This window comes from Salipiger abyssi, assembly GCF_017311415.1.
GTDB lineage: Bacteria > Pseudomonadota > Alphaproteobacteria > Rhodobacterales > Rhodobacteraceae > Salipiger > Salipiger abyssi_A.
Window position 1 is genome coordinate 1 of the sequence record NZ_JAEKIS010000048.1, and the last position, 8,659, is coordinate 8,659.

Genomic DNA, 8,659 nt, shown 5'->3' on the forward strand with positions numbered 1-8,659 from the left:
TCAGGCTGGCCGCCGCCAGCTCTTTGGTAAGCGCGGCGGCCAGCCTGAAAACTGCCTACCGTCAACGCCTGTCACCCATCCTACGGCAAGGTGGCATGCGGTGCAGACTGTCAAGATAAGGCGATCAGTTCCTCGAAGGCGTATTTCCTCGTGCCGAAATTCCCCGAGAAGTCCCGCCCCAACCGTGAGGCATGTCCTGTCGCGTGCCCCATCTCGTGCAGCGCCGTGCGGTGCCAGTTGATCGGCTCGAAATAGGCCTGCGGAGGTGGCACCTGCACGTAATCGAGCGCGGGAACATAGAAGGCGCGGTTGCCACCGATCCGGAAGTCGATACCAGTCGCGGCGATCAGTGCCTCGACCCGCGGCTCGATCAGCCCGGGCGGCGGTGGCGGCGCCTCGACGGCGATGTCGTCGGGCAGCCCCTCGCACTGAGCCGCATTGAATACGGTAAAGCGCTTCAGGAACGGTATGCTGTTGGCGTCTTCCCCGGCCTCCCGGGCGCGGCGCTTCTCGTCTTCAGGCGTGAAACGGTCGGCATAGACGACTGTCGTGCCCCGCTCGCCCTTGCGGACATTACCGCCGAGCGACAGCGCCTGGCGGAAGGTCAGCCAGTGCTGCGTTGGATAGCCCTGCTGGATGACCGCGCCCCAGAGGATCAGGACATTGATCCCAGAATATTGCCGACCTGTGCTGGCGTTGCACGGCATGGCGAGCGGCGCTTGCGCCGCCGCCGTCCCCCAGGGCTGAACCCAGGGCAGCCGGCCTTCCTCCAGCTCGGCGATGATCTTGTCGGTGATGTCGTCATAAAGGTTCGTGCGCGGACCGCTCTTGCGGGCCGCGCGATGCTCTCTGGCCATCGGGATGATCTCCGCGACGGGCGCCGGAGGCCTCTCCTCCAGCCCTCAACCCGTCACGGAAAACCCGCCCGCACTTTCACTCTCAGGGGGCGTTGCGGGGTCTCCCCCTGATGGGGGTATGTCGGTCGGCAACGCCAATGCCGACCAGGGGGAAGCCGTTCCCCCAGACAATCCTCGCATTCAGCCGAGCCAAGCCTGAAAAAGGCAAAAGCCAACACTCGCGAGCCCCAATCCCCGACGTGTTGTAATCCCCAGGATATCTGCGCTTATCTGACACGCAATCGCGGTGCCTGTTTTCCAGCGCCAGACGCCTTCCTTCCCGCGAGCTCGGGCTCAAAGCCAACGGGCAATAAAAGAGGACCAGATGACGGATAACGATCTTAAAGCCTTGTCGCTCCCCGAACTGAAGCAGTTGCAAAAGAATGTCGCAAAGGCCATCGCCAGTTTCGAGGACCGTCGCAAGGCCGAGGCCCGCGCCAAGGTGGACGACTTCGCCCGCGAGCTCGGGTTCAGCTTCGACGAGCTTGCGGAAGCGGCTCCCACCCGGAAACGCGCGACCTCTGCGCCCAAGTACCGCCATCCGGAAAACGCCGAAATCACCTGGTCCGGGCGTGGGCGCAAACCGGCATGGATCGCCGAGGCGCTGGCTGCGGGCAAATCGCTTGGGGATTTTGCGATCTGATCGGGAGAAGCAATCTTGTACCAGCCTGCGAATGCCGTCCGCCTGCATGTCTCGCTGGCAGAGATTGACCCGCCGATCTGGCGGCGACTTGTCGTGCCGTCGGACTGGACGCTTGATAGGCTCCATCTGGTGCTGCAGGCCGCGTTCAGCTGGACCGACAGCCATCTGCATGAGTTCCGGATCGGCGGGCTGCGATATGGCGACCCCGATCAGCTTGAGGATGGTTTCGGGGGCCCGCAGACCTTCGACTACACCGGGGTCAGGCTGGCGGATTTCTCCGGCCAGGATCTGACCTTCACTTACCTCTACGACTTTGGCGATGACTGGACCCATGTGATCCGGATCGAGGAGTGGCTATCCCTCGATCCCCTGCCCCGCCACGCAGAATGCACCGAAGGGGCCCGTGCCCGGCCGCCCGAGGACGTCGGCGGCCCCTGGTCCTATGCCGATTTCCTCGAGACCATCCGCGATCCGAACCACGAGGACCACAGCTCCAACCTTCGCTGGGCCGGCGGGCATTTCGATCCGGACTGGTTCGACATCGAGCTGATCAACCAGGATCTCCGCAACACCTTCCGCAAGAACACCAGCCGACGCCTGCATCAGCCCAGGCCAAAGCCTTCTGGTCGGTGAGCGCAGAGGGCTCGGCCCTCAAGGCGGTGCCGCGGGCCTGGACGACCCTCCTCCTGCCGGCATCACCGGTGTGGGAGCGCCCCGAAGCGGGATATCGGGATGCCCGCGCACGACAAGCCCAGGCACTGGTTCCCTACCCTTTCACACGCTTCAGATAAGCTCCCCGATCCAACGCCCCCGTCCGATGGTCTTCGCCCGTAGCTGTGCTATGCGCTTGGTCTTGACGGGTGATGGGCCATCAGGCCCCGATGAAAGAGAAGGATGTCAGCCGTTCAAGGCTGGCCGCTGATGCGAAAGGGATGGACGCCGCATGGCGGAGATTGACCTGTCAGGCTCCGTTCACTACAGCCCGGCCCGCCGCAGTCTCCTGAAGGCGGGTGCGCCGATCAATCAAGGTTCAAGTGTGTAGCTCAGGATAAGCCGTTCAACGGGTTCAAGAACTTCTTCGGAGTCCATCATCCGCCGGATAATCGCAAGCGATTCATCGGCATCTTCCGGATTGAGATAATGTTCGATTCTTTGTACGATTGGGGCTGGGACGCCAAACTCTTCCAACGACTTCAGCCGACCAGGCAGACCCCAAGACGCCAAATCTCCCACGAACTTGGAGTAATCGCACGCGCCTTCACCGAAAGCGTAGTTGACCAGCTCCTGAACAAGATGGAACGGCTCGACGAAGGAATATTCTGCACCGCGTAGAAAATTGAACGCCTTATCGATTTTTGTATCTATATCGCCGTATTGATCCGCCTCAGACGCACCTTCCGTAATAAAGTCATAGAGCGCTTCGTTTCTATTCAGTCTGTTGGCCAACAAGGCAAACTGCGCCCCGGAGCGAACATCATGCTGGTTAAAGTTAAGGCGACCCCAAATCATGTCCGCCGAGGCCTTAATCTCTTTGTAGCTCCCCACCCCGTTCCATAGAAGCCGATCATCATCAGCCGATTTGAGGTCCAGAATATCTTCCAGGATAGCTTCGATCTCGGTGATCCCATAGCGACCAAAGCGCGCCAGGATATCCTCGGGCACGGGCGTTCGATCAAGAATCTGCTCCCGGCGCCGGCGGTTACTTTCTGAAAGATTTCGATCACCGAGTTGGATGAGCGTTTCCTCCGAGAGACGGTCCGGATCGCTCAAGATCGGAATATCGAGCTGCTCCGGCTCGGATGGGGCATCGGGATTGAACAAGAAGATGTTCCCGACATAGTGCTGGAACATGCGGCCAGCCCTGCCCTTAATGTTATTGAACGTGAAGCGGTCAAGCTTGCGCGTGTCGATATACTTATCGTAGATGAGGACGTTCTTCGCCGCCGTATTAACGCCCTCTATCAGGCTTGAAGTACAAAACAAAACATCAAGCTCGTGTTTGTTGAACAATTGCACCATAAGAGAAGCAATGGCGCGCGGGATACGTCCGTGATGTATCCCTGTGCCGTGCTCCAGAGCATCCGCCAAATACCATTCGGGATGATAGTTGTCCCGGAGCCAGCCCGCGATTTGATACAATTGGCCGTTCTCGCGCCCATAGCCTCTGGCTATAACGTCCTGCGAGGCCGTGCGGGCGGATTTGGGCGAGCGGCAGTAGACAAGAGAAGAATCGGCCCTCACCCCTTGCAGAATCTCGGTTAGCGTATCCGGATCGGTGCCGGGAGGCTCGACATAGACAACGTTGGCAGTGACCGGGCTGTAATCGGTCTTGAAGAAGGAGAACTTCGAACTCTCCTGCTCAATGGGGTTACTATCGAGAGACGGACCGAGAAGGTAGACTTGAGCCGCGGTATGGATGTAGCGCGCGAGAAGCAGATTCAGAGTCTTTGCCCGAAGATCACCCCGCGTCAGGTCGAGCTTGTAGAACTCGTCAATGACAAATAGCTCAATTTCGGGAAGGTCCTGACGCTCAAGAATTCTCTCTTGCGTCCCGAGGAGAATGTACGGTCCATCGCCGATTTCCTGATAGGCTTGTGTTACAATCTTATATTCAGGAAAGATGCTGTGCAATCGGCGGCGGCGCTCTTCCAGAAGCGCGATGGTTGGAACTACGATGATGACCGAGCGCGGCTTGCGTGTCGCAATCAACGCATCGACAAGTAGCGTTTTCCCAAAGCTCGTGGGCGCGGAAAGCACAAGATTCTTACCGCTTTGAAGAAGCGAAAACACTTCGCGCTGCGCCGCATGAAAATACACATCGGCTAGGCCGGGTGCCTTGTGGACCGCGCGCGCGATGTTATCCGCCGTACTCTCCGAATCCTTGTAGTACGGGAACAACCCCGCCTGTCGCGCGAGCGCGTTGATGATGCTTTTCGCGCCCTTAAGATGCTCTTCGAAGACGCTGGCGCGGTCCAGAAGGCGGATGACGATTTCCATGTCATCTGTCGCGCTCCGCTCGCCATTCATCCAGTAGCGGGAAGCCTTATCGAGGATCGCAACAACACGCTGCGCATTCAGATCAGCGGTGGCGATATCATTCCTGAGACCTTCATCAATCATCGCAAAACCCCCAATTTCTCGATGAAGCGCTTCTCAAGAAGCTCCTTGGATAAGAGCGGCACGTAGATGACGACGATGCGAACCTTCAGCTCAGCCTGGGCATCTGAGAATCTGCCGCTAACATACTCGAACTCTTCAATGACTATATCCGGGTAGTTGTCCGGACCATCCGCGTAGGATTTCGCTGCGTCGCTTTCGGACGCGACAAGAACGGGAATGACGATGCGTTTGACGATCTCATCGAGCTTGCTGCCCCCGTCGAACAGCCATTGAAGTTGCTCGTAGCCGGGTGCGGTCGGCTCGATCTTTGGGCCGATGAGGATCTTACTTTCTTCAAGAAATCCGGCATCCAGATGCCCTCTAAGACTCGCCAACGCCGCAGAGATCGCTCCTTTGGTGTCGGTGTAGAATTTTGCCTCACCGAGCCAAAGCTCAATATCGCCTGTTTTGTCGTCCACCGTGACAAGCGTCGAATCGAAACCTGTGACCTGATCGTTTGATCTCATCTTGTAGAAGACGCGCGTTGCAAACGCTGCCGCGCGGTATTCGGTTACGCAAAGTATATGGAGTAGCAGCTCACCGATTTCGCCGCGCTTCTTGCCCGCCTCTTCAGTGAAGACGCGGTAGGCCGACTCCCTCAAAAGGTCGAGCGGGTTCTCCGGACCGATCCGTTCGATTTCTTCTTGTTTCAGCGCGAAGTGGGGAAGCCAGTTGATGAGGTGGTCCGCAAATTTCTTATAGCGCCATTCACCAAGCTCGAATCCTGCGCATGCTGCAAGCCCGATGACATCGCCCTCATCAACCCGGTGCACAATCTCTAGAAATTTCTTTGGTTGTACTGCCAAATACGTCTCTCACCCCGAATACATGATCTTCATCATTAAAGCACGCGTGATGGGCGGCCTCCAAGTGGGTCACTCATTTCCAAACTTTATACGCGGCTCATAATCCAGCTCCGGTACTTCTTCATGTTCGGCGAGCAGGTCGCGGTCAAAGATCGGGGAGGCCTCATCCCACTCTACGCGCGGCGTGACGTTGCGGGTCGCAAAGATGGGCGCGGCGAAGACGAAGCGCTCATCATAGCGCTTGTAGATCGTATCGAAGAAGCGCTCGACGCGCAGCGGGCTCGTCTCGTGCGGAAAGCTATCCAACAAGCCGCCGATTTTCGGCCCGCTGGTCTCAAGCAGGCTGAGCGCCACGGCCTCGTACTTGCTGATCGTATCGCGCAAGTCCGTCCGCCCCTCTAGCTGGCAGAAGGCCTGATGATAGCGAATGATGCCATCCACGGGCGTCCCGTCTTGTTCCAGGGCCACATCATTGTCTTGCAGGCCGGGATCGCTGCCCCTCCGGTGCGCGCGGAAAACGGAGAAATAGCCAATCACAAGCGCCGCATAGGTCATGTGCAGATTGGTGCACTCTCCAACGGCCTCTTCCATGCGGTTAGTCAGGTTGCGAAAGGCGTTGCCTGTGCTCTTGCAGGATATCGCAATCACCGGACCGATGCCGGGCTTTTCGACCACGACATCCACATCCTTGGTCTTCAAACCGCCCAGCACCGTGGCCTCACTGCCGCTGGCTGCGCTCTGATCGTGGCTCAGAAGCCAGCGCGTGCCCTTCTTCTCCGCCCTGAACGGCGGGTGCGGGGTGATCTCGTGGGGTAAAAAGCCGCCTTCAAGAACGAGACGGCAGGCCACATACCAGTGTATAGGTTTGACGACCTTTTGGCTCTGGGTCTTCTCCAACGAGGTTGCCAGATGATGGAAGGTTTCTTCCGTGCCGCGCCAGTGACAAATCTTCCAGTCTTCTTTGGTGAAGGCATCAAGCGGTTTCATAGTGCCGCCAGGTCTGAAGCGCAGAAATGCCACTTTGCAGGATATCTTGATCGAGCCCGGCCAGCTCAGCCTCTTGGGGGATCAGGACGTTGCAGGCCTCGCGCGGCTCTAATTTGAGCATGCCGCCGCCAAGGGGATGGCCCTCGATCTCGCAAGAAAGCTGGAAAAGTGCCGATTCCTGCGCAGCCAGTACGCGCGAAAGTTTCGAGCGGTCCTTCAGGGTCACGGCGTGCACGGAATTGGTGCAGGAGGCTCTGGCTGCGTTCTGAACGAAGGCCACCTTGCGTCCCGACATATAGCTCAAGAAGAAATCCGGGATTTTGACATCGGGCACGACATACCAGGGATCGCGCACCCGGCACTTATAGGCGCTTGCCGCCTCCTTGGCGCGCGATGTGCGCAAGTATTTCTTTAAGCTCGCCGGAAGCTCCATCTCCTTATTGAGACGCAGCAGAAAGCTCTGACGGTCTTCCCGCTGCCAGCGTTGGATAACGGAGGCATTGAGCTGCTTGGCCGGAAGCGCGCGGCTGTTGCGCACGCTCGGGAATAGAAACTGTTCCGGGATGGAGAAGCGCTCGACATCGGAGGGGCGCAAATGGAAGAAATCATTCGCGCCAGAAACATAGCCGATATTGATGGAAGCGAAAGCCCCGAAGCGCTCGGTTGTCGCGCCCATGGCGATGCGCTCATAGAGATCGCGGGCGGATGGTGGCATGAGGAAGGGGCGCAGGCGCTTATTCCATAGCCCGCGCCAATCGCTCAATGGAACGAGGATCGCGGGCGCAGGCGGGCGCTCCGAATACGAGAAGGTCTCCAGCGGCGTGAAGCCAATGTGGTCGGTATGGCCGCCCTTACCATCGGCGTAGAGAAGCCAACAATCCTCCGAGAGATCGGGGAAGAGCTTCTTGCGCACTGCGATGATCTGGAGCGTAGAGAAGTTGTCTGCCAGATATTCGATCAGCGGAGCCGAATATGGCGCGTGCCCGATCTCGGCTGGAACGACGAAAGCCATGCGCCCGCCATCCATTACGAGATGAGCGGTCGCCACGAGGAACATCGGCCAGGACGAAGCAAGAGCGTTGAAACGCGCCCCGAAGTCATTGCAGAGCGATATGGCGCGCTTGCGCACGGGGCCTTTGAAGATCTGGTAGCGGATGAAGGGCGGGTTGCCTGCCGCGCATTCAAAGCGCTCTTCGGTGCTGCCCGCCCATGAGAAGAAATCGCCTTCATGGATCAGGGCACCCGGAGCGCGCTGCATGGCGATGATTCCGGCAGCCGGGTCCTGCTCGATGCCCACGCTCTTGGCATGGCCTGCAATGAAGCGTCCATCCCCGCAGGAGGGATCAAGAAGGCGGTCATCGGGAGAGCGGACCGCCCAGCTTAGCAGCGAGCGGACGACCGGATCAGGGGTGTAGTATGCCCCCTTTTCCTTGGCTCCGTCTTCGGCGCGCGAGCGGTATCCTCCGTGGGGGTCGGCCTGCATCAATGGAAACTGCCCGTTGCTTGGTGTTCTGGGGATGGGGGATACAAGATGCAGTAGATTCGGTCCAGAGGGCCTGTGCGCCAGAGATCATGCGCGGCAATGGCTTACAGGCAGGTTCAGCCATGCGTGTGGTGAAGGCTTAAGGGCGCACTGCACGCTCCGTTGGTCGATGGGATGGTTCCAAGGCAAGGGATGCGGCGATCCGCTCCCTTCCTGGTCGCATGCAAAGCCCGTCTCCATGAGATGACGCGCATTCAAACCGCGCAAGGGTTGGTCTCCATGAAATGGTCTGGATGATATCCTCATGGGGGTATCGGGAGAGCAGGAACGCTCCCCTGATTGGTGATTGAACGGGCAGCCGTTTGTGCATGGCTAAGGTGCAGGATTGAGAGGCATATCTCCAAGCCCTGCGAGTGGTTCCAAGGGGCGCAATAGCCCCATGGTCTTCCTGAAAGGATCGATGGGTGCAGGGAGAGCGAAGTCTCCTTGCGACGGATTGAACGGGGATACGTTCTACTGGCTCTGGAATGGGCGCTTGTGCCCTGATCTGAGCCACGGGCCGGGGGTGTAGAGCGTCAACCTCCTTGGCCGCTACCGACAACCTCCTTGGCCGGTTTTGACCGCTGCGTTCTTCGTTGATGTTACTGTGGGGTTTCCTCCTCGAGCTTGTCGCTGATGTTGTCGC

At 58.7% G+C, this 8,659-nt stretch carries 6 protein-coding genes and 1 pseudogene; 2 read left to right on the forward strand and 5 right to left on the reverse strand.

Annotated features, from left to right (window positions below):
* Positions 1 to 119 precede the first annotated feature (119 nt).
* Positions 120 to 857: pseudogene (locus I6N89_RS24945) on the reverse strand (ArdC family protein); the annotation flags it as partial.
* 364 nt (positions 858 to 1,221) lie between these two features.
* On the opposite strand from I6N89_RS24945, the gene I6N89_RS24950 reads away from it, so the two are divergent.
* Together I6N89_RS24950 and I6N89_RS24955 are read left to right on the forward strand one after the other, a co-directional pair.
* Positions 1,222 to 1,539, forward strand: coding sequence for an H-NS family nucleoid-associated regulatory protein (locus I6N89_RS24950; protein WP_207020935.1), 318 nt, complete (start codon positions 1,222 to 1,224; stop codon positions 1,537 to 1,539).
* A gap of 15 nt (positions 1,540 to 1,554) precedes the next feature.
* Positions 1,555 to 2,172 (forward strand): plasmid pRiA4b ORF-3 family protein, encoded by a 618-nt coding sequence (locus I6N89_RS24955; RefSeq protein WP_093412759.1) that lies wholly within the window; start codon positions 1,555 to 1,557, stop codon positions 2,170 to 2,172.
* Positions 2,173 to 2,562: 390 nt separating this feature from the next.
* Here the strand turns inward: I6N89_RS24955 and I6N89_RS24960 are convergent, their stop codons facing one another.
* The 4 genes from I6N89_RS24960 to I6N89_RS24975 form a co-directional block, all read right to left on the reverse strand.
* The gene (locus tag I6N89_RS24960) at positions 2,563 to 4,659 is read right to left on the reverse strand and encodes a DEAD/DEAH box helicase (protein WP_093412748.1); all 2,097 of its coding nucleotides are present in this window, start codon (positions 4,657 to 4,659) and stop codon (positions 2,563 to 2,565) included.
* Positions 4,656 to 5,504 (reverse strand): DUF1837 domain-containing protein, encoded by an 849-nt coding sequence (locus I6N89_RS24965; RefSeq protein WP_093412751.1) that lies wholly within the window; start codon positions 5,502 to 5,504, stop codon positions 4,656 to 4,658. Before I6N89_RS24965 ends, I6N89_RS24960 begins: the two co-directional genes overlap by 4 nt.
* Before the next feature lie 69 nt (positions 5,505 to 5,573).
* On the reverse strand, positions 5,574 to 6,491 hold the full coding sequence (locus I6N89_RS24970; RefSeq protein ID WP_131815032.1) for a hypothetical protein: 918 nt from the start codon (positions 6,489 to 6,491) through the stop codon (positions 5,574 to 5,576).
* The gene (locus I6N89_RS24975) at positions 6,478 to 7,974 is read right to left on the reverse strand and encodes an N-6 DNA methylase (RefSeq protein WP_093412756.1); all 1,497 of its coding nucleotides are present in this window, start codon (positions 7,972 to 7,974) and stop codon (positions 6,478 to 6,480) included. Before I6N89_RS24975 ends, I6N89_RS24970 begins: the two co-directional genes overlap by 14 nt.
* Positions 7,975 to 8,659: the final 685 nt, after the last annotated feature.

Bases quoted from the DNA above. Each gene is read 5' to 3' on its own strand.
- I6N89_RS24960 (WP_093412748.1), bottom strand. From the start codon at position 4,659: ATGATTGATGAAGGTCTCAGGAATGATATCGCCACCGCTGATCTGAAT.
- I6N89_RS24950 (WP_207020935.1), top strand. From the start codon at position 1,222: ATGACGGATAACGATCTTAAAGCCTTGTCGCTCCCCGAACTGAAGCAG.
- I6N89_RS24975 (WP_093412756.1), bottom strand. From the start codon at position 7,974: ATGCAGGCCGACCCCCACGGAGGATACCGCTCGCGCGCCGAAGACGGA.
- I6N89_RS24970 (WP_131815032.1), bottom strand. From the start codon at position 6,491: ATGAAACCGCTTGATGCCTTCACCAAAGAAGACTGGAAGATTTGTCAC.